This window comes from Luteolibacter ambystomatis, from assembly GCF_018137965.1.
Taxonomy (GTDB): Bacteria; Verrucomicrobiota; Verrucomicrobiia; order Verrucomicrobiales; family Akkermansiaceae; genus Luteolibacter; species Luteolibacter ambystomatis.
Window position 1 is genome coordinate 16,039 of sequence record NZ_CP073100.1, and the last position, 26,179, is coordinate 42,217.

A 26,179-nucleotide genomic window follows, 5' to 3' on the forward strand; every position below is an offset into this window, starting at 1 on the left:
ATGCAAGCCCGCACCGCCAGCCGCTCCCGCAAGACCGCCGAAACCGCCATTGAGCTCAAGATCGACCTCGATGGCAGCGGCGTCTCATCGATCGATACCGGCATTCCCTTCTTCGACCACATGCTGGTGCTTTTTTCGAAGCATGGCTTGTTCGACCTCGAACTGAAGGTGGATGGCGACATCGAGGTGGACTACCACCACACGGTGGAGGACACCGGCATCACGCTGGGCGAGGCGATGAAGGAAGCACTCGGCACCAAGGAAGGCATCAGCCGTTATGGCACCGCCTACCTGCCGATGGACGAGACTCTGGTCCGTGTCGTGGTGGATCTGAGCAACCGCCCGCATCTGGAATTCCGCGCGCCGGAGAACACCCCGTCCGCGCCGAACATGCCGTTCACGCTGGTGGAGGAATTCTGCCGCGCGCTGGCGTCCAACCTGCGTGCGAACGTCCACGTCGAGTTGCTTTACGGGCGTGACGGCCACCACATCGCCGAAGCGATTTTCAAGGGACTTGCCCGCGCGCTGCGTGCCGCTTGCGAGCGTGATCCGCGCGTGAAAGGCATTCCGAGCACCAAGGAAGCCCTGTGAGCATGAAGGTGGTTCTCATCGATTACGGTGCGGGGAACATCCGCAGCGTCGCCAACGCCCTGAATGCCCTCGGCATTGAGCCCGAGGTGGTCGCCGATCCCGCCAGGCTGGATGGTACGACCCATCTCGTACTTCCCGGCGTGGGTTCGTTCGGCGATTGCATGTCGCGTTTGAACGAGCGCGGACTCGTGGAGCCGCTGCGCGAGCGCATCGCCGCGGGCACGCCCTATCTCGGCATCTGCCTTGGCTATCAGATTCTGTTCGAAACCAGCGAGGAAACCTCCGAAGGCGTCGCCGGCCTGGGGATCTTCAAAGGCCGTGTGAAACGCTTCGAGGACCAGCCCGGCCTCAAGGTGCCTCACATGGGCTGGAACTCCGTCGTGCCCCGCAAGCCGGACTCGGGTTTTTGGGGAGGCCTTGGCCGCGAACCCTATTTCTACTACGTCCATTCGTACTTTCCGGCTCCGGAGGATGACTCGATCATCGCCGCCGAGACCACCTATGGGGCGGACACCTTCGCCGCCGCGATCCAGACGGACACCATCCTCGCCGCCCAGTTCCATCCGGAAAAAAGCCAGGAAGCAGGTCAGCAACTGTTGAAGAATTTCTTCGCGCTTACGGCTTGACCGGGAGGAGGGACATTTTTCTCCTTTCATCTTCATACGGAGCTCTCCGGGTGAGAGCTTCGATGGCGCAATCTTACAGGTGTTGGACGCATCGATACTAGGCGTTTGGGAATCGTGAGCGATTATGAATCAAATGCATGCGAGGGATCGCATGCTTCCGAATTGGTTCATGAACGTGTCCCCCTGTTCTCTTCCTACGCTCGCTTTCCGCTTGTTCCGCTCCGTTTGGATGCGTGTCGGCAAGCTTCCGGTATCAAAACTGCGGGTGCTCGCGTGCCTTGGCTTCCTCCTGCTTTTCCCCACCGTCGGAGCCCAGACGCTCACGCTGGCCAATGATTCGCAGAGCTACGCCACGCTCACCAATACCACGGTGACGATGACCGGTCGCTCCGAGCTGCGCATCACCGGGGCCACCACCCCGCTTTCCGGTTGCACGATCAACCTGAACTCGACCGACGCGTGGTTCTACATGACCGCGATCAAGCCCTCGGTCGTCAGTTCCACCTACCTCAGCCAGATCAAGGTCAATGGTGCGGCCGCCGTGCTGAATACGAATTGCCGCATCGTCCAATACGGGGACGGCACGGTGGTCATTCCGCAGGCTTCCACCTTCACGCCGATGCAAGTGTTTACCGGCAGTCGCTTCACCGGCTCGTCAATGTCGCTGGCATGTTACACCGCGTATTCGGACAGCAGTCTTGGCTCCTACGCGAACAACATCAGCTCCTTCAAGCTCAAGCGCGGCTACACCGCCACCGTCGCCCAGAATGCGGATGGCACCGGAGTCAGCCGGAACTATGTCGCGCAGGACGGAGACATCGAGGTCAGCGTGCTGCCGGACGCGCTGAACGATTCCATCAGCTTCATCCGCATCTTCCCATGGCGCTGGGTGAACAAGAAGGGCATCGCCGGAGCCATCGCTCCAGGACTCAATGTCGGCTGGTACTACAACTGGAACATCGACCAGAGTTCCTCGCTCGATCTCGAATACGTGCCGATCCGCGCGCAGCGTTATTGGCCTTCGCTCGCACAGGACTGGAAAGCCCGTGGCGCAAACTCGCTGCTTGGCTACAATGAACCGGACTCCACCAGCCAGGCGAATATCGCCGTGGGGGATGCCATCTGGTCGTGGCCGGATCTTCTCAATACCGGCCTGCGGGTCGGCTCTCCCGCTCCTACCGATGGAGGCGTGGCGTGGCTGGAGTCCTTCGTCAATCAGGCGGATGCGGCGGATCTGCGCGTCGATTACGTGGCCGTCCACTATTACCGTAGTTATTCCAGCGCCTCGGACCCGGACGGAGCAACGAACCAACTCTACAATTTCCTCAAGGACGTTTACAACCGCACCAAGCGCCCGATCTGGCTCACGGAGTTCAACAACGGTGCGAACTGGACCACCGGTCCCGATCCCACCGCCGCGCAGCAGGCCGCGACCGTGGGCAAGATGATGGACATGCTGGAGAGCACGCCCTTCGTCGAACGCTACGCACTCTACAACTGGGTGGAGGACGTGCGGCGGGTGAAGTGGGATGACGGTTCGCTGACTGCGGCAGGTGTGGTCTATCGCGACCATGCTTCGACCTTGTCCTACTCGCAGATGATTCCGGAAGTGCCGACGTCTCCTGCGGCTTGGTATCGCTTTGAAAACAACGCCAGCGACAGTTCCGCCTACGGTCACGCCGCCATGCTCAAGGGCGAGGCGGCGTATGCGACGGGGAAAAATGGCCAGGGCGTGAAGCTGAGTGGCAATGCCGCCGGTGCCGATCATGTCCTGCTCTCCCCGCGTCTCGGTGACAGCACGGACTTCACCTTCGGCGCGTGGGTGTATTGGAATGGCGGCAGTGCCTGGCAGCGCATCTTCGATCTCGGTAATGGCACGGACAGCTACATGTTCCTCACTCCCAGCGGCGGCGGAAACATGCGCTTCGCCATCAAGAGCAACGGCGGTGCGGAGCAGCAACTCAATACCGGCGTGCTTGCCGCGAACACCTGGACCCATGTCGCCGTCACGATCAGTGGCAATACCGGCAAGCTCTTCGTGAATGGCGTGTTGGTGGCGACCAATACCGGCATGACCATCAATCCGGTCGATCTCGGAACCACCACCAACTTCCTCGGGAAAAGTCAGTTCGCGGCGGATCCTTGTTTCGGCGGCATCCTGGATGACGTGCAGTTCCTGCCCTACGCCCTGAGTGATGCGAAGGTGGCGGCGATGGAAACGAACACCGCACCGGTCTTCACCAATGCCGCCATCACGGGGAATGCGGGCACCCAGAATGTCGCTTACTCCGGCACGCTGGCTGGCACAGCCACGGATGCCGATTCGGGGGACACGATCACCTACAGCAAGATCGAGGGGCCGGATTGGCTCGTCGTCGCCGCGAATGGCACGCTGTCCGGTACGCCCACCTATGACTACGGTGGCCCTCAGCAGTTCATCGTCCTCGCCACCGATGGAGCGGGAGCTACGGCCTGCGCCGTACTGAATATCACGTTGCCTGCCGTGAATGGCGATGGCACCTGGAGCAGCGACAGCGACGGCCTCTGGAGCGATGTCACCAAGTGGAGCGGCAGCTTTCCGGCGAACAGCACCGGCTACACGGCGAATTTCAGCACGCTGAACATTGCCGCCGACCGGACCGTCACCCTCGATGCGTCCCGCACCATTGGCAATCTGTCGTTCGGCGACACATCCGGAGCGCAGTCGTGGACGCTGGCGGCAAGCAGCGGCAAGACGCTCACGCTGGATGCCGCCAGCGGAACTCCGGCCATCACCGTTTCCCAGAACGCCGCCACCATTCTGGCTCCATTGGCGGGAACGCTCGGGCTGAACAAACTCGGCAGCGGTACGCTGGTGTTGGGTGGATCGAGCACGCTGTCCGGCCCCTTGGCCATCGATACCAATGCTGGGATCAATGGTGGCGTCGTCCGGCTCGCTCATCCCACTGCGGCGTCCGCGATGACTTCCATTCTCATCCGCAACAACAATGCGGGCTACTCCACGCTGGAGCTCGATGGTATCCGCGGTCCGGTTTCGACAGCCGCCACCCTGGCCTTGTCCGGACGAGCGGGCGCCGTCCCGGCGATCCGCAATGTGAGCGGTGACAACACGCTCTCCGGCACGCTCACGATCAACTCGGGCGGCGGCAACTACATCTTCCAATCGGATGCGGGCACCTTGAACTTCGGAGCGTTCACCTCCGCTGCCACCGGGGCACGCGCGCTGACATTCCAAGGAGCGGGCAATTTCGCGGTCAATGGCGTGCTCTCCGATGGCAGCGCGACTACGGGTGTCTCCATCGTGAAGACCGGAGCGGGCATGCTCACGCTTTCCGGCATGAACACCAACACCGGTGCGACCTCGCTTTCAGGCGGCTCCATCACTCTGGTCAATGGTGGCAATCTCGGCTCCGCCGCCATCACCACCTCCGCGGGCACGGCGCTCAACATCAATCGCAACATCACGCTCTCCAACACGCTCGCCGGTCCGGTCGCGATCACCAATACCGGCTCCTGCACCATCACCGGGGACTTCAGCGGCTTCAGCGGCAGCTACACCCACAACTCCGCCACCGTCTCGACCTCCTTCAACTCCGCCACCGCCACCAGCCGGAACGCGTCCTACACACTGGCGAGCCCGCAGGGTTCCATCCAAGGCTTCATCACCGGGGGGGCGGGGGATTACATTTTGGAAATGGGTTCGCTGAACGGAGTGGCGAATTCGCTCGTCCGTGGCGGCCTGTCCGTTTCCGGCACCACCACCCTGAAGATCGGCAATCTCAACACCGCCGATGTCTTCGCCGGATCGATCACCAATGGCACCACCAAGATCATCGCGCTGAACAAGGTCGGCAGCGGCACGCTCACGCTTTCCGGTGCCAGCAGTTACACGGGTGCCACGACCATCACCTCAGGCACTCTTGCGGTGGATGGATCGCTGGGAAATACGGGAGTTGTCGTAGCAAGCTCCGCCACTCTTTCCGGTGCCGGTTCCATTGCCGGTGCTGTGACGACGCAATCCGGAGGCATGCTTTCTCCTGGAGGCACCGGTGGTATCGGCACGCTCACGCTTTCCGGCGGCCTGACCCTTCAAGCCGGGGCAACAACGCGCCTGGAGATCAACCGTGCGGCGTCCACCGCGGACAAGCTGGCCATCACCGGTGGCTTCACCCGGGCAGGCACGCTGGTGGTTGCGAATCTGGGCGGCCCTTTCGTGGCCGGGGATTCGTATGTGCTTTTCACCGCAGGTTCGTTCGCGGGGAGCTTTGCTTCCACCACGCTGCCGACCCTTCCCGCCGGACTCCAGTGGAACACCTCCAATCTTCCGAATGGCGTCCTCAGTGCGGAGTTCGCCCCCGGCACTTATGGTGCCTGGGCTTCTGGCTACTCATTGGCTTCCGCCAACGGCCCCGTGGCCGATCCGGATTCCGATGGGAGCACCAATGCCCTCGAGTGGCTGGCTGGCTCCGATCCCCTGGTTTCCGGAACTTCGTCCGTGGTCAGCTCCACCCGATTCGCCGCACAGCTGGGACTACCGGGAACCCAAACCTATCTCACGCTCCAGGCGCGCGTTCGCAAGGTGCGTGTGGGAGCGACCCTGAGCCCACGTGGTGCCGCCACCTTGGAGGCCCTTTCCAGCATCGCGTCCACATCGAATGTCGCCTCTGCCGGACCTGCCGTCAGCGATGGCGATTTTGAGATTCTGACGTGGTACTACACCACTGCGATTGAGGATGCCTCCAAGACGGGTTTCATGCGCCTGGTGATCACGGTCGACGCGGCAACCAGCCCTTGATCCGGTCAGGCCTCATAGAGCTCCAGCGGCAGCCCGTCCGGGTCGGCGAAGAATGTGAATCGCTTGCCGGTAAGGGGATCGATCCGGATGTCTTCCACCAACAGGCCTTTTATTTCCAACTCCGCCTTCACTCCCTCGACGTCCGGCGTTGCGAAGGCGAGATGTCTCAGCCCCTGTGCTTCCGGAAATGAAGGACGTGGCGGTGCGCCGGGCATCGAGAACAGCTCGATGCGGTTCCCATCCGGCAGCAGCAGGTCCAGTTTGTAGGAGTTCCGCGCTTCCCGGTAGCTTTCCTCGATCACCTCGAAGCCCAACAGCTCCGTGTAGAATGTCTTTGAGCGTGGATAGTCCGAGCAAATGATCGCGACGTGATGCTGGCCGGTGATGTTCATGAATTGTAGCTGAAAGCTCCGCTTTCAGGTTGTCCCGGATGGCTCCAGTCATCCGGTGGGTGGGGATCTTCTGGTCTGTGAGCCGCCGCAAGCTGGAGCTTGCCGCGACGATCCAAAAGCAGAGCTTTCGGCTACCATCAAATGCTCACACGCAGACAGGGCATTCGTTGATCTTCTTGAAGAAGTCGTTGCCCTTGTTGTCGACGAGGATGAATGCCGGGAAATTCTCCACGGTGATTTTCCACACTGCTTCCATGCCGAGTTCCGGCCAGGCGACGACCTCCTGCGACTTGATGTGATCGCGGGCGAGCAGGGCAGCAGGGCCACCGGCGGAGCCGAGATAGAAGCCGCCGTGGGTCTTGCACGCATCCGTCACAGCCTGCGAGCGGTTGCCCTTCGCCAGCATCACCATCGAGCCGCCGTGGCTCTGGAAGAGATCGACGTAGGAATCCATGCGGCCGGCCGTGGTCGGGCCGAACGAACCGGAGGCCATGCCCGCCGGAGTCTTCGCCGGACCGGCGTAGTAAACCGGGTACTGCTTGATGTAGTCCGGCAGCTCGCCATTCGCTTCGAGATACTCCTTCAGCTTCGCATGTGCGATGTCGCGGGCGACGATGATCGTGCCGGTGAGAGAGACGGCAGTGGTCACCGGATACTTGGAAAGCGTGGCCAGCGTTTCCGGCATGCCCTTGTCGAGGTCGATGGGCACGCCGTTGAACTTCCAGTCGCGGTATTTCTCCGGAATGAAACGGCCGGGGCTCTTCTCGAGCTTTTCGAGGAAGATGCCGTCCCTGGTGATCTTCGCCTTGGCCTGGCGGTCGGCGGAGCAAGAGACACCGATGCCGACCGGGCAGGAGGCGCCATGGCGTGGAAGGCGGATTACCCGGACGTCGAGCGCGAAGTACTTGCCGCCGAACTGCGCGCCGATGCCGATCTCACGGGCTGCTGCAAGCAGTTCCTTCTCCAACTCCAGATCACGGAACGCCTGGCCGTGTTCGTTGCCGGAAGTCGGCAGCGCATCCAGGTAACGAGTCGAAGCGAGCTTTACATTCTTCAGGCAGGCTTCGGCCGAGGTGCCGCCGATGACAAAGGCGAGGTGATAGGGAGGGCAGGCTGCGGTGCCGAGCGAGCGCATCTTCTCGATGCAGAATTCCTTGAGACGCTTCGGATTCAACAGCGCCTTGGTCTCCTGATAGAGGAAGGTCTTGTTGGCCGAGCCGCCGCCCTTCGAGACGAACATGAACTTGTAGGCATCACCTTCGGACGCATACAGGTCGATCTGTGCGGGCAGGTTGGTCTTGGTGTTGACCTCGTCGTACATGTTCAGCGGAGCGGTCTGAGAGTAGCGCAGGTTCTCCTCGGTGTAGGTCTTGTGGATGCCCTTCGAGAGCCATTCGGCATCGTCCACGCCGGTCCACACCTGCTGGCCCTTCTTGCCTATCACCGTGGCGGTGCCGGTATCCTGGCAGGCGGGGAGGATGCCTTGCGCGGCAATCTCCGCATTCTTCAGAAGCATCAGCGCCACCATGCGGTCGTTCTCGGTGGCCTCCGGGTCATCGAGGATCGCGGCCACCTGTGTGAGATGGGACGGACGCAGCGTGAAGTTGATCGCCTTCATCGCCTCATTGGCCAGCAGCGCCAGACCTTCCGGCGCAACCTTGAGGACCGGCTGGCCTTCGAACTCCGAGACCGAGACGTGTTCGGAACTGATCTTCTCGTACTCGGTGGTGTCCGGTCCCAGCGGGAAGGGATCCTGGTAATGAAACGCTTTCTCGGCCATGGTTGCTGGCCAAGGAGGTAGAGGGGAACGGCCGGGGCGTGAAGAGAGAAGTTCGTCAGCCCCGGGAGAGGGGCCTTACACCTTGCCGGTCAGCCGTGCCGGACCCTGCGAGGGCGCGGGAATGTGCAGCATCTGCTCGAAGTCCCCCTTCTCACAGCAGCGCACGAAGCTCTCGGTGTAACTCTTCAGCTTGTCCCAGCCCTCGCGGATGTCAGCGGCTTCTTCCGGAGTGATCGAGTGGTCCACGGCGGCGGTGGAAATGCGGCTGAGCAGTTCGGAGAACTGGCCGATGATTTCCTGGGTGGCCGGGAGGATGCCTTTGTTGAAGTGCTTGCCGTCCGGATTCGGCACGAAGTAGCCGCCGGTCTGCTGGCACAGCCAGTGGATGATGCGCTCGTCGCCGCTGAGCTCGATCACCTTCAGCAGGCGGTCGAGCGGGTTGCGGCTGCCGGAGCCGTCCTCGGACTGCTTTTCCGCCCACTTGTAGACCAGCGAAAGCGAGATCCCCAGCTCGGAAGCGACCGCTTTCGGGCTCGTTTTCTGAAACGCTTGTCTCAACACCTCATGGCTTTCCATGAGCGGGACGCTAACAGATTCCGCCGGGATGAAAAGCCGGAGTTATGACCCGCGGTCATTCCTCATGGCCGGCCAGCGCTTGGGCGATGGAAAACTCCGCCAGCGCCTCGACTTCCGAGACGGTGGTCACCTGGCAGATCCGCTGCCGCAGGTCCTTGGCCCCGGGAAATCCCTTGCAGTAGGCCATGAGCCGGGAGCGCATGCCGATGAGTGTCTGGCGTTCGTCGCCGTTTTTCCCACCTTCCACGACCAGCCGGCAATGGCGCAGCACCAGCTTCCAGCGCTCCTCCACCGGCACCGGCGGCAGGATTTCACCGGTCGCGATGTAGTGCTTCGCTTGCAGGAATACCCACGGATTCTGCATCGCGGCGCGGCCGATCATCACGCCGGAGACGGCGGTTTCGCGTTTGCGGCGGGCGACATCCTCGCCGTTGGCAATGTCGCCATTGCCGATCACCGGCACCGTTATGGCCCGGGCGACGGCGTCGATCGTGTTCCAGCAGGCTTCGCCGGTGTAGCCTTGCGCACGGGTGCGGCCGTGGACCGCGATCGCCTGCATGCCGCAGTCCACGAGAATTTTGGAAACCTCCACTGCGTTCACAGTCTGCTCGTCCCAGCCGATGCGGATCTTCGCGGTCACGGGAACCTGATCGCCCACGGCTTTTGCCACGCCGGTAGCCACGGACGTAAGCAGCGGGCAATCCCGGAGCAGGGAGGAGCCGCCATTGCGGGCCACCACCTTGTTTACCGGACAGCCGAAGTTGATGTCGATGAAGTCCGGTCGCTTCCAGTCGATGATCTTTTTCGCCGCCTCACCCATGCGGACGCCATCAGCCCCGAAGAGCTGGACGCCCACCGGCCGCTGGCCGTCGTTGAACTCCGTGTATTTCCGCGTGCGGTCGTCACGCTGGAGGATGCCCTCCGCGGAAACGAACTCCGTCACCATCACGTCCGCGCCCAGTTCCTTGCAGATCTGCCGGAACACCACATCCGTCACCCCGGCCATTGGCGCGAGGTAGAGCGGAAACCTGCCATCTGAAAACCACGGAAGCACGCGGCACCCATAAGGGGGAAATCCCGATAGCTGAAACCTCGAATCGCGGAAATTTGATGAATGCAATTTTTTGAGCTTCACTCGGCGGGGCGGATACGGGAGGGAAAGAGGCACCATGCGAGTCCTTCTGACCACCTGCAGTTTCCAAGACACCCCCGGTCCGCATCACGCCCTTCTGGAGTCCCAGGGCTGGGAAATCGTCCGTGAGCGAGGCCCTCTTCCCGAGTCCCGCATGCTGGAGCTGGCGGGGGAGTTCGATGCCTTCCTCTGCGGGGATGATGACATCACCCGCGCGGTGCTCGACAAGTCGCTGCCGCGCCTTCGCGTGATCTCGAAGTACGGCATCGGTCTCGACAAGATCGACATCCCCTCGACCAAGGAGCTGAAAATCCCCGTTCTTTTCACCCCCGGCGTGAACCATGATACGGTGGCGGAGCACACCTTCGCCCTGCTGCTGGCTATCACCAAGAACCTCATCTTCAGCGTGGACTCCACCCGTGCCGGCCGCTGGGACCGCAAGACCGGCAACGAGCTATACGCCAAGCGCATCGGCTTGATCGGTTTGGGCCGCATCGGTCAGGAGGTTGCCAAGCGTGCCGCCGCCTTCGGCATGGAGGTCCACGGCTTCGGCAACTATTGGCCGGAGGAAGTGGCCGCCCAATACGGCATCCGGCGCCACGACACTCTCGAATCCCTCTTTTCGTCCGTGGACATCATCAGCCCGCACACCAAGCTCGGCGCGGATACCCATCATTGTGTGAGCGCGGAGCGCATCGCATTCATGCCGGACGGCGGCTGGATCATCAACACCGGCCGTGGTGAACTGGTCGATGCCGCCGCAGTGATTGCAGCGCTGGATTCAGGCAAGCTCGCCGGTTATGCCACGGACGTGCTCGATCAGGAGCCGCCGCCCGCGGATCACCCGCTGCTGCATCACCCGAAGGTGATTGTCACGCCACACATTGGCTCGCGCACGTTTGAGAGCGTACCGCGCCAAGCGATGAAGTCGCTGGTGAATCTGATCAATGCTCTGGCCGGGCACGGCGAGATCGCCTGTGCCAACGGAGTGCTGTGATTATGGAAGCAGACGCTTCTCCAGCTCGGAGACCCGTTGGTTGAGGTCGCCGATGCAGTGGAACAGGCCGCGGATGACATTCAGCAGTCTGTCCGCGCCTTCCGCTCCAAGAGTGGCAAGCTCCGCTTCCAGAACTGGAGGCAGCGGCGGAATATCCAAGCCTTCGAGTCGAGTTTCGGTCATCGGAATTTAGTCGGGGGAGTTCACCTTTTCTTTACAATTAAGTTCTGTCGGCATAAAGATCAAAATCGGACATCGTGCAAATTGCCCTATAATTTGTTATGTCTCGACATAGAAAATGCCCCGTAGCGGGTGCTACGGGGCATTTTACAATGGAAGGGGTGATGCTTCGGGAGGATCAGGAATCCTTGTCGCCGAGCACTTCAAGTTTCACGGAAGTGACGCCGCGGGCCATGAAGCCCAATCGTTCTGCGACACCGACAGTCACGTCGATCACCCGTCCACGCACATATGGGCCGCGGTCGGTGATCCTCACGATTTCGGATTTTCCGTTTTTCATATTGACCACACGCACCTTGCTGCCGAGCGGCAGCGTCTTGTGAGCGGCAGTAGCTGCCGAATTGGTCAGATGTTCACCGCTGGCGGTACGGGTGCCGCCGTTGGTTTTGACCGAGTACCACGATGCCTGGCCATGTTGGATCGAAGCGATCTTCCATGAGTCGGCGGCGGTACCCGACGAGGCGGTGCTGGTGGAAGCACAGCTCGGGAGTGTAATGACTCCGGCGATTGCCAGGGCCACGGATTTGTATTTCCGGGTCATGTTCATCGTCAGTAGGTTCCCCTGCGGGGCGGCCTACCTACGGGGTCGTTCCTATTTTGGGCAAGGGAAAAAGGATACGTAAAAAAACGTATTGTCTTGTAGTATCAAGGGTTCAAGCGAGATGTTATTAAGGAATGCTAAGTATTTTCTCGCCCATTTGGCCTCCGTTTTGCTAATGTAGGAAGCATGAGGGGATCATGGATGCCTTCGAGCCGGGACCGCTTCAGCGCGTCGGACTTTGCATTTTTGGGCGAGGTGCTCGCTCCGGCGGAGACCCGCTCTCATCTGAGCGGCCTGTGGGATGATCCGGAGGCCCTGCGTGAAATGCTCGATCTCAAGCAGGTGTTTCGTGCGGTACTGGATTCGCCCTCTGCCTTGCAGGTGTCTCCCGCGTTCTATTTCTATGTCATGGTCCGGCACGTGTTCCTGCAGGCCGGACTGACCGATCCCGCACTCGCGAACTACGTCGCCGGGGTTCTGGCGGAACGGGTGGGTGCGGAGCCGGGGGATGTGCTCAAGGACGCCGCCCGCGGCATCACCCATGCCGCCGATTTCCTTTCGATCCTGGAGACGTCCAGCGGCCGCCTGCGCTTTCACCTGCAGTTGGCGGCCGGGAACCAGTTTCTCGTCCTGACCGGGATGTATCCCGCCTTTCTAAGGCACCGGGCCGAGCGCCGGGGAGCCCCGGATGTGGAATTCTACGAGGCCTTCGCCTGCCGGGCCTTCCGGGGGGCGGCGGATAACCCCGAAGCTCCGGCAAGTACTCCGCGTCATTTGCTTGGCGCGCTTTCCGAGGCGTTGCCCACGGCACGGCGTTCGCTCAACCGCATGGCGGAGGAATTCGTATTCCTCGGTGAATGAGGCGGCCTATTTCCTCTTTTCGCGCCAAGCCAGAGTCGTGAGCTGCCAGCCGTCCTTGGCCTTCTTCCATACCAGGGTGAGTTCGCCCGGGCCATCGGCAGGGCGGTAGGACCGGAGGTCCACCAGTGCATCCACGGTGGCGATCACCGTGGCCTGATCGCCACCGATCACGATGGAATCGTAGTGCTGGAGGGTGAATTTCGTTTCCTTGGCCAGTGCGCAGAGCGAGTGGAAGCCGCTTTCGATGTCGCTCTTGGAAAAAGAGCCGTTGGCATCCTGAACCTCCGGCACATCGACGCTCACCTCCTGAGCCAGCAGAGGAGTGAGCTTCAGCCCGCCCATTTCACGGTTCGCCCTGGAGGAGCCTGCATCGAAAGTGAAAATCTCCAGCAGATCCTTCGTCCGGCGCTTCACCACCTGCTCCGGGGAAAACCACCAGAAAAGGCCTCCGGCGACAGCCAGCAGCAGGACGAGGGGAATCAACAAACGGCGCATGGCGGAAAGCATCGTCCATCCCGGAGGACTGGCCAGTGCCGAATCCCCCTGTGGCGGATTTTTACGACACTCAGCGGAAGCGCGCGCGCCGGAACAAGATCAGGCCGAGGATCACGCACACCACGTTCGGCGACCACAAGGCGATCGCTGTTGCGGTGGTGGTGTGGAACTGGTCGGCGATGAAGGTGGAGAGGAAGTAGCCTGCGGCGATGAGCATGCTGAGGATCAATCCGAAGGAGGTGTCCTGGCGGCGGGTTTTCAGCGCCAGCGGCACGCCCACGAATGCGAAGGCCAGGCAGGCCATCGAAAATGAGTAACGTTTCGTGATTTCGGAAAGGAAGCTGATCTTCACGCGCTCCTGCATGGCGATCTTTCCCTTCTCCGTCTGTGGGGGCAGGGAATTGACGAAGGCGTGGATCTCATCCGCGCTCATCACGCCCGCGCGTGGTTTCTTCGGCCGGGAGTCGGAGAAATTGAGGAACCAGTACTTCGCATCCCCGGTGAAAGCCGGCTGGTACTTGCCCTTGTCGTTCTTCGTTTCGATGTAGGCACCATCGAGAGTGAGGCGGAACTGCTGCTTGGTCTGGTCCACCAGCAGTTCGACCCGCTTGGCATGCACGTAGGCCGGGGTGGGGCCGTTCGGGTCGTTCGCCTTGCGGGTTTGATACATGTGGAAGCCGACGAGGGCGTCGCCATCCTTGGCTTCCACGAAGACTTTCTGGTTGCTGAAGCGCGACTGCACCGCACCCGGATCGAGCAGGGCCTTCGGGTTCTTCATGACCTCCTTGTAGATCATGTTGTCCAGGGAGGCTTTTGCGCGCGGGGCCACATCCACGTTCAGCCACAGGCAGAGGCCGGAGAGGATGATGGCTAGAATGAACACCGGCGCGGCGAGGCGCGGCAGGCTGATGCCCGCCACCCGGAAACCGGTGAGCTCCTGTTCCGAGGAAAGCCGGCCGAATACCAGCAGCACCGCGGAGAGGAAACCCCACGGAATGGTGAACATCATCGAGAACGGCAGGATGTTCAGCGCAAAGCGGGCGACGAGGCCGAAGGGAATGCGCTGCTCCACCAGCAGCGGCCGGATCTGCTGGAACAAACTGCCCAGCATCAGCACGAGCGACAGGACGATGATGGCGAAGACGGTGCTCCACAGCACCTGCCTGCCGATGTAACGATCCGAAATCCGCATGAAGGTGCGGAAGCTTGGGCGTGCCCTGCCCGGCTGTCGAGGCGGGAGATGGATGGTCGTGGGAGAGGTGGAGGCCGACACTCCGGATGGACGGAAAGCGGAGTTGTTCCATTCAAACAGGGTTTTGCCGGTTATTACGTATTTCCTGATCATTCCGGCGGAAGGCACCGCGGAGCCGATGCCGTTTTCCAACGGAACCATGGGAGCGGATAACCGTTAGAGACCGGCGGGCCTAATTTCCTTGCGACCCTCCCCCGGATCCGGTTTATCCCCCGGTCGATCTTGGAAAAAGCCACGTCACGCTGGCATGCGCCGCGCTTCCGCTTCGTCCATCCCCTCACCAGCCGAAACATGATCGACACGTCATCTGGACAACTCCCGGCTCCGGCGCTCTCCCGCCGGAAAGCGCTCGCCACCTTCGGCCTCACCGGTCTGGCGCTCGCGGTTTCCTCCGGTTCCGTGAAAGCGGCGTTTCTCCAGAAGTTTTCGTCCAATATCGATCTTGCCGATCTGCCGCCCGAATGGTGCGCCCGCCAGGGTTCCCTGCTGGCCGAGTACGCCACCTACCTCTCCGCCATCAAATTGAGCCGTCTCACCGTCCGCCAGGTGATCGACGCGCACGCCAAGGAGCATCAGGGGGTCTGGAACAGTATCCCGCCGAAAATCTACTGGCGCCAGATCGTGCCCACTCTGCAAGTGATCGATCGTGTGGCCGCCGAAATGAACATCCCGGTGAAGGAGATCGTCTCCGCCTACCGGAATCCAGCCTACAACGCCCGCTGCCCGGGAGCGAAGAGCGCCTCATGGCATCAGGCGAACGTCGCTTGCGACGTGGTCTTCCACACCTCCGCCAGCACGGTGACCGCCGTTACCCGTAATCTTCGCGACCGTGGCCTGTTCAAAGGCGGAGTCGGTGGCTATCCGGGCTTCACCCACATAGACACCCGCGGGGTGAATGTGAATTGGTAGGCCGGACGATCCGCCTTTGTGAGAGCGCCGGATGACCTATGGGTCCCGGCGTTTTTTCATGCCCCGGCTCATGGTCCGAAAATGGCACTGGCATCGGAGAGGCATTTCCGATGCCAGGAGAACCGAAGGGGGATGGGGTGGGGTTTGTAAAACCAAGGACAGTGTTGGGAAACAGCCAGGGGAACAGCGATCCCTGACGACGCGACCTTATCAAATCCAGAGGGTTGCAACATGCCGGGATCGCGTAAGCAATATCCTACGCAATGGGACGGGCCTCTGGCGCTGAAGATAGGCCAAGTTCTCAGCCCAACACTACTCCCACCGGGCAATGGTCGGAGCCATGCACATGGGGCAGGATCGAGGCGGACTTCACGTTGCCCATGAAGGATGGCGTGACGCCGAAGTAGTCGATGCGCCACCCGACGTTGTTCTGGCGGGCATTGGCGCGGTAGGACCACCATGAGTAGTGGCCGGGTTGGTCCGGGTGGAAGTGGCGGAAGCTGTCGGTGAAGCCGGCTCCCAGTAGTTCCGTGAAGCTGGCACGCTCCTCGTCCGAGAACCCCGGGTTCTTGCGGTTGGAGGCCGGGCGGGCGAGGTCGATCTCGTGGTGGGCCACGTTGAGGTCGCCGCAGAAAATCACCGGTTTGTGCGCGGCGAGAGTTTGCAAATGATGGCGGAAGGCCGCGTCCCACTGAAGGCGGTAGGGCAAACGGCGCAGCTCGTCCTGGGCATTCGGGGTGTAAACGTTCACCAGGGCGAAATCGGGATACTCCAGCGTCAACACACGGCCCTCGGTATCATGCTCGTCGATGCCCATGCCCTCGGTGACATTGAGAGGCTGGTCGCGGGTGAAGACCGCCACACCGGAGTAGCCGGGTTTCTGGGCGGAGTTCCAGAAGGCATGGTAGCCGTCCAGCTCCGGCGGCAGGGTGACCTGCTCGCGGCGGGCCTTGGTTTCCTGGAGGCAGAGGATGTCCGGTTTCTCGGTGCCGACGAATTCGCCGAAGCCCTTGCCAAGCACGGCGCGCAGGCCGTTCACGTTCCAAGAGAGGAGTTTCATGGCGGAAAGAGGAACGCGGGATGGGGCGGCTCGGAAAGCCAAAAGCGTTCCGTATCGAAAACGAAAAAGCCGCATCCCGTGAGGATGCGGCTTTTTCCAAAAACGATTCGATTCGCTTAGCGCTTGGAGAACTGGAAGCGGGCGCGGGCGCCAGGCTGACCGGATTTCTTGCGCTCCTTCATGCGAGGGTCGCGGGTGAGGTAGCCGAGCGGCTTGATCAGCTTGCGGGTTTCCGGGTCGTGCAGGTTGAGGGCACGGGAAACAGCGTGGCGGATGGCGATGGCCTGGGCCGGGGTGCCACCACCCTTGACGACGACGTTGAGGTCGAACTTGTTGACCAGCGCGGCGGCTTGGAACGGAGCGAGAACGGAGTTCTGCAGCTCGATGGTCGGAAGATAGTCTTCGAACAGACGGCCGTTGATGGTGATCTGGCCGGTGCCTTCGGTCATCCAGACGCGGGCGACGGCGGTCTTGCGGCGGCCGGTGGCGCTGTGGGTGGTGGTGGCGGACATGAGAATTGGAGAGGCTGGGATTAGCGGACTTCGCGGACGGTCGGCTGCTGGGCTTCGTGCGGGTGCTCGGCACCGGCGTAAACCTTCAGCTTGGTGAACTGGGAGCGGCCAAGGCGGGTTTTCGGGATCATGCCCCAGACGGCGTTCTCGACGAGGAGGACCGGGCGGCGCTTGCGGATCATGCGCGGGGTCTCGACCTTTTTGCCGCCGACGTAGCCGGAGAAACGGGTGTAGATCTTGTCGATTTCCTTGGTGCCGGTGAGGCGGACGTGCTCGGCATTGATCACGATCACGAAATCGCCGGTATCGACGTGGGTGGTGAAGATGGGCTTGCCCTTACCACGGAGCAGGTTGGCGGCCTCGACGGCGACTTGACCGAGGACCTTGTCCTTGGCGTCGATCACATACCACTTGCGCTCGACTTCGTGAGGCTTGGCGGAAAACGTTTTCATGGCGAATCGTGAAATGCCTCCTGCGCTCGCAACCGGCTGCTCGCGGGGCGGAGGGGCGCGCAATCTAGGGACGACCCCATGGGGTGTCAACCGGGAAATCGTCAAAAAGCTGGGGCTCCGGAACCATGGGCGGGCGGGATTCTTGAAAAGAAATCCGCAGGGAAGGTGACGGATGCTACGGAAATCTCAAATTTGAAATTCGGGCCGGTCCACCTGCCGGTTGTTCCGCTCCGCTCTTGACCCTGCGGGCCGAACAAGGCTCCGGTGGGGCGTGGATTCGGTGACTCACGTGGTGATGGGGGCGGCCATCGGGGAGGCGTTGCTGGGCAAAAAGCTCGGCAACCGCGCGCTGGCGTGGGGGGCGCTCTTTGGCAGCCTGCCGGACATCGACGTGCTGTTCGGGATGGTCGCGGACACGTCTTGGAATCTGATGCTCCACCGCGGCATCACCCACTCGCTGTTGCTATGGGTAGTGGCGGTGTTCGGATTGTCGCCCTGGCTGGCGAAGCTGTGGAAGAAGGACAAGGTCACCCGGAACCAAGCCGCGGGGTTCATTGCGGCGGCGATGGGCAGCCACCTGCTGCTCGACTGCCTGACGACTTATGGGACCAAGGTGTTCTCTCCGTTTTCGAATTATCCGGTCGGGTTCAGTTGCCTTTTCATCATCGATCCCTTTGTCACCCTGCCGCTGTTGGTGGCGGTGGTGTGGCTGGCGTTTCTCAGGAAAAAGGACCCGAAGCGGCAAAAGTTGTGCCGCCGTGGTCTGATGATCCCTGCTATTTATATAGGGGTGGCGGTGGCGGCGAAGTTCTGGGTCTCGTCCGGGTTCGAGGCGGATCTACAGCGCCGTCAGGTAACGCTCCAGCGCCGAATGGAGGCACCCACTCTGTTCAATATCCTGTTGTGGCGCTCGGTCGTCGACCGGGGGGATGAATTCTGGATCGGCTACAAGTCGGTCTTCGAGACTCCGACCACGCCGGTGCGCTGGGTGGTGGTGCCGAAAGGGAGGGAGTCTTTCGCGTTGGTCGCGGAGATGCCCGAGGCCAAACGGGTGGAGAGTTTCTCCAACGGCTGGTGGATCGCTCGCCCGACTGCGAAGGGGGTCTGGCTCGCTGACTTGCGCTTCGGGGAAATGCGCGGCTGGGAGAGAAAGACGAATGTGGATCTGCGACCGACGTTCAGCTGGCAGCTCTACAAGGATGCGGACGAGGACCGTCTGCGCAGGATCCAGCCATCGGACCGGAATGCGGGTGAGCATCTGAAGCGCCTCGCGATGCGGATGTTCGGGAATCGTGCCGATTGGGAGGGCAACCCGCGCCTCACGGGAAATCCGGGCAGCCTGCCGGAGATCCTGGAGGCGGTGGAGTGAAGGGAGAAGGGAGTTGCTTGTGGCTCTCCTGCCATTGCAAGGGCTCGGAGTCCCGACCTCGAAGAGGTCGTAGAACATAGCCGGAGGTTGAGGAGCCTCGGCGACGATACCTCCGGATCGTAGTTCTCTCTAGGAATCCGCACCCATGCGTCAGCAGGGTGCGGAAGGCGGATGAGCTTTAAGACCTCCGCTGCGAAAGGGGGCGCATCCGCCTGTCGGCCCTGCTGCGACCCCTCCGGGGTCGGAAGAAAATCAAAAAGATGCACTGAATCCGGAGGTCACTGCGCGACGCTCCGGCTATGATCCGCGACCTCTCCGAGGTCGTAAGAGGGATGGCTCAACCATGAAGATCATCTGGTGGCGCAAGCGTCCACACTCCAGACCGTTCACTCCACCGTCACGCTCTTCGCGAGGTTGCGGGGCTGGTCGATCTCGCAACCGCGGGCGTTGGCCACGTGATAGGCGAAGAGCTGGAGAGCAACAGCGGCCGGAATGGTGGCGACCAAGGGATGGGTGCGCGGAATTTCAATCACATCATCCATCACCGCGGCGGCTTCGTGATCGCCTTCGGTGATGATGCCGAGAATGCGGGCACCGCGGGCGCGGCATTCCTCGACGTTGCCGAGGGTTTTGTCCTTGCCCGGGATATCACAAGCCAGCGCGACGACCGGCGTGTCTTTTTCCAGCAGGGCAATCGGGCCGTGTTTCAGCTCGGCGGCGTGATAGCCCTCCGCATGGATGTACGAGATCTCCTTGAGTTTGAGCGCGCCTTCCAGCGCGACGGGATACATCGGTCCGCGGCCGATGAAGAACGCGTGCTCGTTCTTCGCGTAGCGTGCGGCGATCTCCGCGATGTGGTCGCTCTGCCGCACCGTGCGGGCGACGAGATCCGGGATCGATTCGATGGCCTTGGCGAGCTGCATGCCCTCCTCGCGGGAGAAGCGGCGGCCACGGCCCAGCTTGAGTGCCATCATCAGCAGGATCGCGACCTGGCAGGTGAAGGCCTTGGTGGAGGCGACTGAGATTTCCGGACCGGCGTGGAGATAGACACCGCGCGAGGTTTCACGGGCGATGGTGGAGCCCACGACGTTGCACAGGCTCATCACGAACGCTCCCTTCTGGATCGCCTCACGGACCGCTGCGAGCGTGTCGGCGGTTTCACCGGACTGGGAGATGGCGACGACGAGGTCGTTGCGGCTGACGATTGGATTGCGGTAGCGGAACTCCGCCGCCTGCTGCACTTCCGCGGGAATGTTCGCAAGATCTTCGAATGCATACTCACCCACCAGACCGGCGTGCAGCGAGGTGCCACAGCCGACGAGGACGATACGGGAAATCTCCGCCAGTTCGCGCGGCGAGGTGCCCATGCCGGACAGCACGGAGGTGCCGAGATTGAAATCGAGACGGCCACGGATGGCATTGGCCAGCGCGTCCGGCTGCTCGTGGATTTCCTTGAGCATGAAATGCGCGTAGCCGCCTTTCTCCGCAGCGGTGGCATCGAAGCCCAGCTCGGCGATCTCGCGGGTCACCGGCACGTTGTTCAGGTCGCGGATGTCGATGGAGTCCGCGGTGACGGTGGCGATGTCGTTGTCATTAAGATAAATGACCCGTTGCGTGTGCGAGAGGATCGCGGAGGCATCGGAGGCGATGATGGTTTCACCTTCGCCCACGCCGATGACGATCGGGCTGCCACGGCGGGCGGTCACGATCTTGCCGGGTTCGCGTGCGGACAGCACGGCGATGCCGAAGGTGCCCTCCACCTGGTGGAGCGCATCGCAGACGGCTTGGAACAGGTTGCTCTTGTAGCTGTCTCCGATGAGATGCGAGAGCACTTCGGTATCGGTATCGGAAAGGAACAGGTGGCCTTTCGCTTCGAGGCGCGCACGCAGGGCGCGGTAGTTCTCGATGATGCCGTTGTGAACGAGCGCGATGTCTCCGGATTGGTCGAGGTGCGGGTGGGCGTTCGCCTCGGTGGGCGGACCGTGGGTGGCCCAGCGGGTGTGGGCGATGCCGGTGCCGCTGCGGCTGAAACGTTCCGCCGGCCACTCGGCGCGGGCTTTTTCGCTCAATGCGGAGACTTTCCCCGGAGCCTTGGTGACGACGATCTTGCCGTCATCGAGCAGGGCCACGCCCGCGGAATCGTAGCCACGGTATTCCAGCCTGCGAAGGCCGTTGATGAGAACGGACGCCGCGTCCGCTTTGCCAAGGTATCCGACGATGCCGCACATGGATTGAGAAATGCTAAATTCTAAATTTCAAATTCTAAACGAAGAGAAGACCTAGTCCGAGGTCTTGTCTTTTTGAATGATATCGCCGGGACGGGTGGACGTTCCGGGCCAGAGCTTGCGCCCGCAGTAGATGGAAGTGTGGATGCCGGTGTGGACGCCATCACCGATGATGGCTCCGAATTTCCGGCGGCCGGTATCAACGAGCACGCCGTCCACCATCGAGTGGTGGTTTTTGCCGTCATGACGGAAATTGGAGACAATGGTGCCCGCGCCGAAGTTCACCTTCTCGCCGATGATGGAATCGCCGACATACGACAGGTGGCCGATGCTGGCCTTGTCGAGGAGGATGCTGTTCTTGATCTCGACGGCTTGGCCTACGTGGCAGTTCGCTCCGATGGAGGTGTTGCCCCGGATGTAGCAGTTCGGGCCCAGCTTGCTGCCGGGGCCGACGATGACATTGCCCTCGATATAGACGCCGGGAAGGATGCGCGCGCCGGGAGAGAGGTGAAGGATGCCCTCGACGACCGCGGAGGGATGAAGGTCGCCCTCGATGCGGGATTCCAGCAGTCCGGAGACGAGCTGCTCGTTCGCTTTCAGAAGATCCCAGGGATAGCGGATGAAGAACGATCGCGCGGCGGTGCGGGGCGCGCTGAGATCCGGTGTTTCCCCGGTCCACGCCAGTACGCCACCTTCGGGATCGACAAGGGTTTTCACCTCCGGATCATGGAACAGCGCGGCATCCTCCGCATCGATCCAGGCATGGGGATGGATGTGCGCTCCCGGCTGCGGCCACGATGCACGTAGTAGGTCGTGGCGGGCCCGCAGCGGCAGATTGCCAATCGGGAAGTCCTCCAGCTCGCGGGTGAGCGTGACCGGGTGGCAGGTGGTGGTGCTCATGGCTCCGGATCAACCGATTTCCTCGCGGATGGCGGCGGCGAACTTGCTCACCCACAGGCGGGCGCTTTCGATCTCACGGTGCTCCACCAGCACGCGGATTTTTTTCTCGGTGCCGGAGTAGCGGATGAGATGGCGGCCGTCCGCGCCGAACTCCTTGGTCGCCTGCTTCATCAGCTTGGTGAGCTTTGGCAGGTTCTCGATCGGAGGTTTGTCCGTCACGGGAATGTTCGCGAGCTGGTTCGGATACTCCTGCATGATCGAGGCGAGGGTCGCCAGCGTGGCGTTTTTCTCGCGCATCATGCGCAGCACCTGGAGCGCGCTGAGGATACCGTCTCCAGTGGTCGCGTGTTCGGAGAAAATGAGGTGACCGGAATTTTCACCGCCGAAAGTGTAGCCACCCTTGCGCATCGCCTCGATGACGTGGCGGTCACCCACGGCGGTGGTCTCGACCTTGATGCCCTGCTTTCGCATGGCTTCGTGGAGGCCGAGGTTGCTCATGGTGGTGCAGACCAGCGTGTCGTGCTTGAGGCGGCCCTGCTCCTTCATCGCGATGGCGGAAAGGGCGAGAATGCGGTCCCCGCTGACGACCTGGCCGTTGGAGTCGGTGAAGATCACGCGGTCGGCGTCGCCATCGAAGGAAATGCCAAGGTCTGCTCCATGGCGGCGGACCAGTTCACCGGCGTTCTCCGGATGCAGCGCGCCGCAGCCGTCGTTGATGTTGGTGCCGTCCGGGCTGATGCCCGCGGTGACGACTTCCGCACCGAGTTCCTTGAAAATGAGCGGTGCGATGAAATAGGCGGCACCGTGGCCGCAATCGACCACCACCTTCAACCCGTGCAGCGAGATATTGTCCGCAGTGTGCTTGGCGAACTCGATGTAGCGGCCGCGGGCGTCCTCAATGCGGTGGGCCTTGCCGATCTGGCGGGGAGGAAGGGGAGCGCCTTCCGGCTCCTCGCCGAGGATGTGGCGTTCGACGATGGCTTCCAACTCGTCCGAGAGCTTGTAGCCATCCGGGCCGAAGATCTTGATCCCGTTGTCCTCATACGGATTGTGCGAGGCGGTGATCATGATGCCGGCGGCAGCCCCCATGGACTTGGTGAGGTGGGCCACACCGGGGGTCGGCATCGGACCGACCATGAAGACGTCCATGCCCATCGAAACCAGACCGCTGGTCATGGCGGTTTCGAGCATGTAGCCGGAGATGCGGGTGTCCTTGCCCAGCAGCACGCGGTTCCGGTTCGGACCGGAGGACCGCAGCACGCGGGCGACCGCCTTGCCGACGCGGAGGGCGACTTCAGCGGTGATCGGAAATTCGTTTACACGGCCACGGATGCCGTCGGTTCCAAACAGTCGGGTACTCATGAATATAGGTAGTCAGCTTCTGACAAAGAAACGGTCGGGGATAGGAAAAACGCGTTACGTTCTTCGCATTTTTACCCGATGAGCGGCGCTGTGGGCCGCGTCATCTTCTCTCTCCCCGGCTCAAGGCCGCACCTACGGAACGAGGCGGTTGTGACCCCGGTGCCGGAAAAACACAAGCACAAGTCCGCCCGGTGGACGGAGGCGTTGGCTCATTCCAAGACAGCGCGTTGGATGCGGCCCGGGGATTTCTTCAGGAACTGGCGGGCGAGAGCCTCGAATTGCTCGGAAAGGTCCGTGAGATGGATGGCGAGCTTGCCATCCTTGTCCGTGGGTGCGAGCAGGTTGAGGCGTGTGAGTTCCTTCTTCAGGTGTTCCGCGCAGGTGGTGGCGGAGTCCACCAGCCGCACGTCTTCCGGCAGCAGTTGCTTCAGCACCGGAATGAGCAGCGGGTAGTGCGTGCAGGCCAGCATCAGGGTATCGATGCCCTTGTCGACCAGCGGCTGGAGATAGGCCTCCAGCACCATGCGGGTGGCGGGGTGGTCGATCCAGTTTTCCTCGATGAAAGGAACCAGCAGCGGGGTCGCCTGTCCGTGGATGATCAGACCGGTGCGGCGCTGGGCCAGCGCATGCTGGTAGGCGTGCGAACGGATCGTGCCCTGGGTGGCGATGATGCCCACGCGCTGGGTGGACGGATCCGAAAGCGCGGCCTCCACGCCCGGCTCGATCACGCCGATGATCGGCGTGCGGTACTGGGCCAGCAGGTTGGGAAGGGCGTGGGCGGTGGCGGTATTGCACGCGACCACGATGGCCTTGACCTCCTTGTGCAGCAGGAAGCGCACATCCTCATCGGCGAACTGGCGGATCGTCTGCGGACTCTTCGATCCGTAAGGCAGGCGGGCGGTGTCGCCGAGATAGATGATCTCCTCGTGAGGAAGGAGTTGCTGGACGGCGCGGACGACGGTGAGGCCGCCGACGCCGGAATCGAAAATACCGAGAGGTGCGCTGGACACGCGGCGAAAATGGCAGGAGCCGGAAAAGACGCAATTACTTCGCGGGCTCGGACGGTGCCGGAGTGGTGGGTTCCGCTGGGGTCGCCGGGGCTGGTTCCGCAGGAGCCGCAGGCGTTTCGCCGGATGCAGGAGCTGGCTCGGAACCGGCGGGGGTTTTCTTGGCGGGCTTTTTGCCGGTGAGTTCGCTCAACAGGGAGTGCCCGGTTTCCTTCTGGTGGCGGATGGCGAGGCCGATGCTGAAAGCGGCGGCTGCCAGGACGAGGAAAATCAAAAGCATGGCCGTGCCGGAGCGTCCTGCCACGGGGGCCTCCGCCATGGTGCTGCGGCGGCGAACCGGCTGCTCGGCCGGGAGCGGTTCGATCGGGGATTGCGCGCCGAGTTCCGCCTGCTCGTCCTCACTGAGTTGGAAATCGAAGGCCACATCGCCAAGGATGACGGTTGTGCCGGACCAGAGAGGGATCGTCATGCGGCGCTGGCCGTCCAGCTTGGTGCCGTTGGTGGAGCCCAGATCTCGGATTTCATAGCCGTTGTCCGTGCGAACCATTTCCGCGTGCTTCGACGAAACGGAGCTGTCGCTGATGACGATATCGTTGTCGCTGCCCCGGCCGAGGGTGACCTTCCGGCGGTCGAGCTGGAAGCGGTAGGGCTGCGGAGTGGTGTCCGGGACGGTGATGGTGACGCGAGGCATAAGGCCAAAACGAGGGTTTCTTGGCGTTTCTAGCGTGGAATTCCGTAGGGATGCACGGAAATTTCAGGTAATTTCCCAACGTAGGGAGGGTGATGAAATTGATTTTGCCCGTCCTGACCGCCGTGCTGCTGGCTCTGCCATGCCGCGCCGGAGAGGGGCCGAAGCCACTCCGGGTGGTCAGTTGGAACCTTCACCACGGAGAGGGAAGCGATGGAAAGCAGGATTTGGCCCGGATCGCCGCGGTGATCCAATCCCAGGAGCCGGATGTGGTGATCCTGCAGGAGGTGGATAACAAATGCCAGCGCAGCGGGCAGGTGGATCAGGCGGCGGAACTGGCCCGGCTGACCCAGCTTCAATACGTTTTCGGCAAGGCGATGGACTACGATGGCGGTGAATACGGCCAGGCGATCCTGTCCCGCTTTCCGCTGTCGGATCTCAAGGTCCACCGGCTGCCCGGTGATGGAGAACCACGGATCGCGATTTCCGCCCAAGCGGAGAGCCATTTCGGCCCGATCACCATTGCGGGGCTGCATCTCGACTACGGCGACCCCGCCCGGCAACTGGCTCAGGCTCAGGTGGCATCGGCCGCTCTGCTGGGTGTTTCGAACCTGCCGCTGGTGCTGGCGGGGGACTTCAATGCCACTCCGGACTCGAAGACCCTCGAGGTTTTTTCCCAAGCCCCGTGGGTGGTGGTGCCGAAATCCGGACCCGCTGCGACCGAACCGGCTGCAAAGCCGGAGAAGGAGATCGATTTCACCGTGGTGCGTGGTTTGCGGGCCGTGAAGCCCACCGTGGTGGTCGCAGAGGCGGTGGCATCCGACCACCGGCCGATCGTGACGGTGTTCTCAAAGCCCGAGTGATCCGGGTTTCCATTTGCCAAGCGGTCCCACCTTTGCTCCATTCCAAACGTTATGGCCAATCCGACCAACGTTCTCGCCAGCGGCATCGAAATCACGGGTTCGATCCGGTTCTCCAATGACATGATCATCGACGGCAAAATCGAGGGTGAGATCACCTCCGACAAGGGCCGCGTGACCATCGGCGAAAACGCCCTCGTCAAAGGCGACGTGACCGCCGGAGAGGTGAAGGTCTATGGCAAGGTGGAAGGCAAGATCACCTCCCAGCGCTGCGAACTGAAGGACAAGTCCCGCATCAACGGTGACATCAAGTCCAAGGTCTTCACCATGGAAGAAGGGGCCCAGCTTTCCGGCCGCACCGAGATCGGCGGCTGATATTCTCCATAACGAACAGCTTTTGAGAAAGGCGGACCGTGCGGTCCGCCTTTTTCATGACTGGATCACCGAATTTCCGACCGGTCGGAAAGATAGGTTCAGGAAGCTTTCCGTGATGCCTGCGACGGCAAGGTTCGTAAAAACCGATAATCGGATGGGACGAATTGGCCGGACCGCATCAT

The 26,179-nt window shown here is 61.9% G+C and carries 25 protein-coding genes; 9 read left to right on the forward strand and 16 right to left on the reverse strand.

The window, feature by feature from the left end:
• The 3 genes from hisB to KBB96_RS00060 all read left to right on the forward strand — a co-directional run bounded on the left by hisB (window position 1) and on the right by KBB96_RS00060 (window position 6,012).
• On the forward strand, window positions 1-591 hold the full coding sequence (gene hisB / locus KBB96_RS00050) for an imidazoleglycerol-phosphate dehydratase HisB (protein ID WP_211631446.1): 591 nt from the start codon (window positions 1-3) through the stop codon (window positions 589-591).
• Between the two features lie 2 nt (window positions 592-593).
• A complete protein-coding gene (gene hisH / locus KBB96_RS00055; protein WP_211631447.1) occupies window positions 594-1,217 on the forward strand; it encodes an imidazole glycerol phosphate synthase subunit HisH in 624 nt (207 codons plus the stop codon).
• Window positions 1,218-1,428: 211 nt separating this feature from the next.
• A complete protein-coding gene (locus KBB96_RS00060) occupies window positions 1,429-6,012 on the forward strand; it encodes a glycosyl hydrolase (RefSeq protein WP_211631448.1) in 4,584 nt (1,527 codons plus the stop codon).
• A gap of 5 nt (window positions 6,013-6,017) precedes the next feature.
• Here KBB96_RS00060 and gloA2 read toward each other — a convergent pair whose 3' ends face one another.
• The 4 genes from gloA2 to dusB form a co-directional block, all read right to left on the reverse strand.
• A complete protein-coding gene (gene gloA2, locus KBB96_RS00065; RefSeq protein WP_211631449.1) occupies window positions 6,018-6,404 on the reverse strand; it encodes an SMU1112c/YaeR family gloxylase I-like metalloprotein in 387 nt (128 codons plus the stop codon).
• Between the two features lie 145 nt (window positions 6,405-6,549).
• Window positions 6,550-8,184: a fumarate hydratase gene (locus KBB96_RS00070; RefSeq protein ID WP_211631450.1), complete on the reverse strand. Its 1,635-nt coding sequence runs from the start codon at window positions 8,182-8,184 to the stop codon at window positions 6,550-6,552.
• A 75-nt stretch (window positions 8,185-8,259) separates the two neighbouring features.
• The gene (locus KBB96_RS00075) at window positions 8,260-8,760 is read right to left on the reverse strand and encodes a phage regulatory CII family protein (protein WP_211631451.1); all 501 of its coding nucleotides are present in this window, start codon (window positions 8,758-8,760) and stop codon (window positions 8,260-8,262) included.
• A 55-nt stretch (window positions 8,761-8,815) separates the two neighbouring features.
• Window positions 8,816-9,814, reverse strand: coding sequence for a tRNA dihydrouridine synthase DusB (dusB, locus tag KBB96_RS00080; protein ID WP_211631452.1), 999 nt, complete (start codon window positions 9,812-9,814; stop codon window positions 8,816-8,818).
• Between the two features lie 115 nt (window positions 9,815-9,929).
• Between dusB and KBB96_RS00085 the strand changes: the two genes are divergently transcribed.
• Complete coding sequence (locus KBB96_RS00085) at window positions 9,930-10,889, forward strand: phosphoglycerate dehydrogenase (protein ID WP_211631453.1); 960 nt, start codon at window positions 9,930-9,932, stop codon at window positions 10,887-10,889.
• Here the strand turns inward: KBB96_RS00085 and KBB96_RS00090 are convergent, their stop codons facing one another.
• Window positions 10,890-11,072 carry a hypothetical protein gene (locus KBB96_RS00090; protein ID WP_211631454.1) on the reverse strand — a complete coding sequence of 61 codons (183 nt, stop codon included), beginning with the start codon at window positions 11,070-11,072 and terminating at the stop codon, window positions 10,890-10,892. It abuts the gene before it with no gap.
• Window positions 11,073-11,247: 175 nt separating this feature from the next.
• Window positions 11,248-11,670 carry a septal ring lytic transglycosylase RlpA family protein gene (locus tag KBB96_RS00095; RefSeq protein WP_211631455.1) on the reverse strand — a complete coding sequence of 141 codons (423 nt, stop codon included), beginning with the start codon at window positions 11,668-11,670 and terminating at the stop codon, window positions 11,248-11,250.
• A 201-nt stretch (window positions 11,671-11,871) separates the two neighbouring features.
• Here KBB96_RS00095 and KBB96_RS00100 point away from each other — a divergent pair, with 201 nt between their 5' ends.
• Window positions 11,872-12,531, forward strand: a complete 660-nt coding sequence (locus KBB96_RS00100; protein WP_211631456.1) for a hypothetical protein — start codon at window positions 11,872-11,874, stop codon at window positions 12,529-12,531.
• Between the two features lie 6 nt (window positions 12,532-12,537).
• Here KBB96_RS00100 and KBB96_RS00105 read toward each other — a convergent pair whose 3' ends face one another.
• Both KBB96_RS00105 and KBB96_RS00110 read right to left on the reverse strand, forming a co-directional pair.
• The gene (locus KBB96_RS00105) at window positions 12,538-13,026 is read right to left on the reverse strand and encodes a Cif family virulence factor (RefSeq protein WP_211631457.1); all 489 of its coding nucleotides are present in this window, start codon (window positions 13,024-13,026) and stop codon (window positions 12,538-12,540) included.
• A gap of 70 nt (window positions 13,027-13,096) precedes the next feature.
• Window positions 13,097-14,218, reverse strand: a complete 1,122-nt coding sequence (locus KBB96_RS00110; RefSeq protein WP_211631458.1) for an LptF/LptG family permease — start codon at window positions 14,216-14,218, stop codon at window positions 13,097-13,099.
• Window positions 14,219-14,569: 351 nt separating this feature from the next.
• On the opposite strand from KBB96_RS00110, the gene KBB96_RS00115 reads away from it, so the two are divergent.
• Window positions 14,570-15,187 carry a D-Ala-D-Ala carboxypeptidase family metallohydrolase gene (locus KBB96_RS00115; RefSeq protein ID WP_211631459.1) on the forward strand — a complete coding sequence of 206 codons (618 nt, stop codon included), beginning with the start codon at window positions 14,570-14,572 and terminating at the stop codon, window positions 15,185-15,187.
• Between the two features lie 301 nt (window positions 15,188-15,488).
• On the opposite strand, the gene KBB96_RS00120 is transcribed toward KBB96_RS00115, so the two are convergent.
• From KBB96_RS00120 to rplM, 3 genes are all read right to left on the reverse strand, one after another.
• Window positions 15,489-16,247 (reverse strand): exodeoxyribonuclease III, encoded by a 759-nt coding sequence (locus KBB96_RS00120; protein ID WP_211631460.1) that lies wholly within the window; start codon window positions 16,245-16,247, stop codon window positions 15,489-15,491.
• A gap of 116 nt (window positions 16,248-16,363) precedes the next feature.
• On the reverse strand, window positions 16,364-16,759 hold the full coding sequence (gene rpsI / locus KBB96_RS00125) for a 30S ribosomal protein S9 (protein WP_211631461.1): 396 nt from the start codon (window positions 16,757-16,759) through the stop codon (window positions 16,364-16,366).
• 20 nt (window positions 16,760-16,779) lie between these two features.
• Window positions 16,780-17,211: a 50S ribosomal protein L13 gene (rplM, locus tag KBB96_RS00130; protein ID WP_211631462.1), complete on the reverse strand. Its 432-nt coding sequence runs from the start codon at window positions 17,209-17,211 to the stop codon at window positions 16,780-16,782.
• A gap of 271 nt (window positions 17,212-17,482) precedes the next feature.
• Between rplM and KBB96_RS00135 the strand changes: the two genes are divergently transcribed.
• The gene (locus KBB96_RS00135) at window positions 17,483-18,580 is read left to right on the forward strand and encodes a metal-dependent hydrolase (RefSeq protein WP_211631463.1); all 1,098 of its coding nucleotides are present in this window, start codon (window positions 17,483-17,485) and stop codon (window positions 18,578-18,580) included.
• 386 nt (window positions 18,581-18,966) lie between these two features.
• Here KBB96_RS00135 and glmS read toward each other — a convergent pair whose 3' ends face one another.
• The 5 genes from glmS to KBB96_RS00160 form a co-directional block, all read right to left on the reverse strand.
• On the reverse strand, window positions 18,967-20,808 hold the full coding sequence (gene glmS, locus KBB96_RS00140; RefSeq protein ID WP_211631464.1) for a glutamine--fructose-6-phosphate transaminase (isomerizing): 1,842 nt from the start codon (window positions 20,806-20,808) through the stop codon (window positions 18,967-18,969).
• A 51-nt stretch (window positions 20,809-20,859) separates the two neighbouring features.
• Window positions 20,860-21,705, reverse strand: a complete 846-nt coding sequence (locus KBB96_RS00145; RefSeq protein ID WP_211631465.1) for a hypothetical protein — start codon at window positions 21,703-21,705, stop codon at window positions 20,860-20,862.
• 9 nt (window positions 21,706-21,714) lie between these two features.
• The gene (gene glmM, locus KBB96_RS00150; protein ID WP_211631466.1) at window positions 21,715-23,067 is read right to left on the reverse strand and encodes a phosphoglucosamine mutase; all 1,353 of its coding nucleotides are present in this window, start codon (window positions 23,065-23,067) and stop codon (window positions 21,715-21,717) included.
• A 209-nt stretch (window positions 23,068-23,276) separates the two neighbouring features.
• On the reverse strand, window positions 23,277-24,077 hold the full coding sequence (gene murI, locus KBB96_RS00155) for a glutamate racemase (protein ID WP_211631467.1): 801 nt from the start codon (window positions 24,075-24,077) through the stop codon (window positions 23,277-23,279).
• Window positions 24,078-24,111: 34 nt separating this feature from the next.
• The gene (locus KBB96_RS00160) at window positions 24,112-24,765 is read right to left on the reverse strand and encodes an FHA domain-containing protein (RefSeq protein ID WP_211631468.1); all 654 of its coding nucleotides are present in this window, start codon (window positions 24,763-24,765) and stop codon (window positions 24,112-24,114) included.
• A 92-nt stretch (window positions 24,766-24,857) separates the two neighbouring features.
• Between KBB96_RS00160 and KBB96_RS00165 the strand changes: the two genes are divergently transcribed.
• Together KBB96_RS00165 and KBB96_RS00170 are read left to right on the forward strand one after the other, a co-directional pair.
• Complete coding sequence (locus KBB96_RS00165; RefSeq protein ID WP_211631469.1) at window positions 24,858-25,625, forward strand: endonuclease/exonuclease/phosphatase family protein; 768 nt, start codon at window positions 24,858-24,860, stop codon at window positions 25,623-25,625.
• A 51-nt stretch (window positions 25,626-25,676) separates the two neighbouring features.
• The gene (locus tag KBB96_RS00170; RefSeq protein ID WP_211631470.1) at window positions 25,677-25,997 is read left to right on the forward strand and encodes a bactofilin family protein; all 321 of its coding nucleotides are present in this window, start codon (window positions 25,677-25,679) and stop codon (window positions 25,995-25,997) included.
• The last annotated feature ends 182 nt before the right edge of the window (window positions 25,998-26,179 follow it).

Bases quoted from the DNA above. Each gene is read 5' to 3' on its own strand.
- KBB96_RS00100 (WP_211631456.1), top strand. From the start codon at position 11,872: ATGCCTTCGAGCCGGGACCGCTTCAGCGCGTCGGACTTTGCATTTTTG.
- KBB96_RS00115 (WP_211631459.1), top strand. From the start codon at position 14,570: ATGATCGACACGTCATCTGGACAACTCCCGGCTCCGGCGCTCTCCCGC.
- KBB96_RS00070 (WP_211631450.1), bottom strand. From the start codon at position 8,184: ATGGCCGAGAAAGCGTTTCATTACCAGGATCCCTTCCCGCTGGGACCG.
- KBB96_RS00105 (WP_211631457.1), bottom strand. From the start codon at position 13,026: ATGCGCCGTTTGTTGATTCCCCTCGTCCTGCTGCTGGCTGTCGCCGGA.
- KBB96_RS00145 (WP_211631465.1), bottom strand. From the start codon at position 21,705: ATGAGCACCACCACCTGCCACCCGGTCACGCTCACCCGCGAGCTGGAG.
- rplM (WP_211631462.1), bottom strand. From the start codon at position 17,211: ATGAAAACGTTTTCCGCCAAGCCTCACGAAGTCGAGCGCAAGTGGTAT.
- KBB96_RS00165 (WP_211631469.1), top strand. From the start codon at position 24,858: ATGAAATTGATTTTGCCCGTCCTGACCGCCGTGCTGCTGGCTCTGCCA.
- hisH (WP_211631447.1), top strand. From the start codon at position 594: ATGAAGGTGGTTCTCATCGATTACGGTGCGGGGAACATCCGCAGCGTC.
- KBB96_RS00075 (WP_211631451.1), bottom strand. From the start codon at position 8,760: ATGGAAAGCCATGAGGTGTTGAGACAAGCGTTTCAGAAAACGAGCCCG.
- KBB96_RS00170 (WP_211631470.1), top strand. From the start codon at position 25,677: ATGGCCAATCCGACCAACGTTCTCGCCAGCGGCATCGAAATCACGGGT.
- KBB96_RS00120 (WP_211631460.1), bottom strand. From the start codon at position 16,247: ATGAAACTCCTCTCTTGGAACGTGAACGGCCTGCGCGCCGTGCTTGGC.
- glmM (WP_211631466.1), bottom strand. From the start codon at position 23,067: ATGAGTACCCGACTGTTTGGAACCGACGGCATCCGTGGCCGTGTAAAC.
- hisB (WP_211631446.1), top strand. From the start codon at position 1: ATGCAAGCCCGCACCGCCAGCCGCTCCCGCAAGACCGCCGAAACCGCC.
- KBB96_RS00095 (WP_211631455.1), bottom strand. From the start codon at position 11,670: ATGACCCGGAAATACAAATCCGTGGCCCTGGCAATCGCCGGAGTCATT.
- gloA2 (WP_211631449.1), bottom strand. From the start codon at position 6,404: ATGAACATCACCGGCCAGCATCACGTCGCGATCATTTGCTCGGACTAT.
- KBB96_RS00090 (WP_211631454.1), bottom strand. From the start codon at position 11,072: ATGACCGAAACTCGACTCGAAGGCTTGGATATTCCGCCGCTGCCTCCA.
- KBB96_RS00160 (WP_211631468.1), bottom strand. From the start codon at position 24,765: ATGCCTCGCGTCACCATCACCGTCCCGGACACCACTCCGCAGCCCTAC.
- glmS (WP_211631464.1), bottom strand. From the start codon at position 20,808: ATGTGCGGCATCGTCGGATACCTTGGCAAAGCGGACGCGGCGTCCGTT.
- KBB96_RS00085 (WP_211631453.1), top strand. From the start codon at position 9,930: ATGCGAGTCCTTCTGACCACCTGCAGTTTCCAAGACACCCCCGGTCCG.
- KBB96_RS00110 (WP_211631458.1), bottom strand. From the start codon at position 14,218: ATGCGGATTTCGGATCGTTACATCGGCAGGCAGGTGCTGTGGAGCACC.
- rpsI (WP_211631461.1), bottom strand. From the start codon at position 16,759: ATGTCCGCCACCACCACCCACAGCGCCACCGGCCGCCGCAAGACCGCC.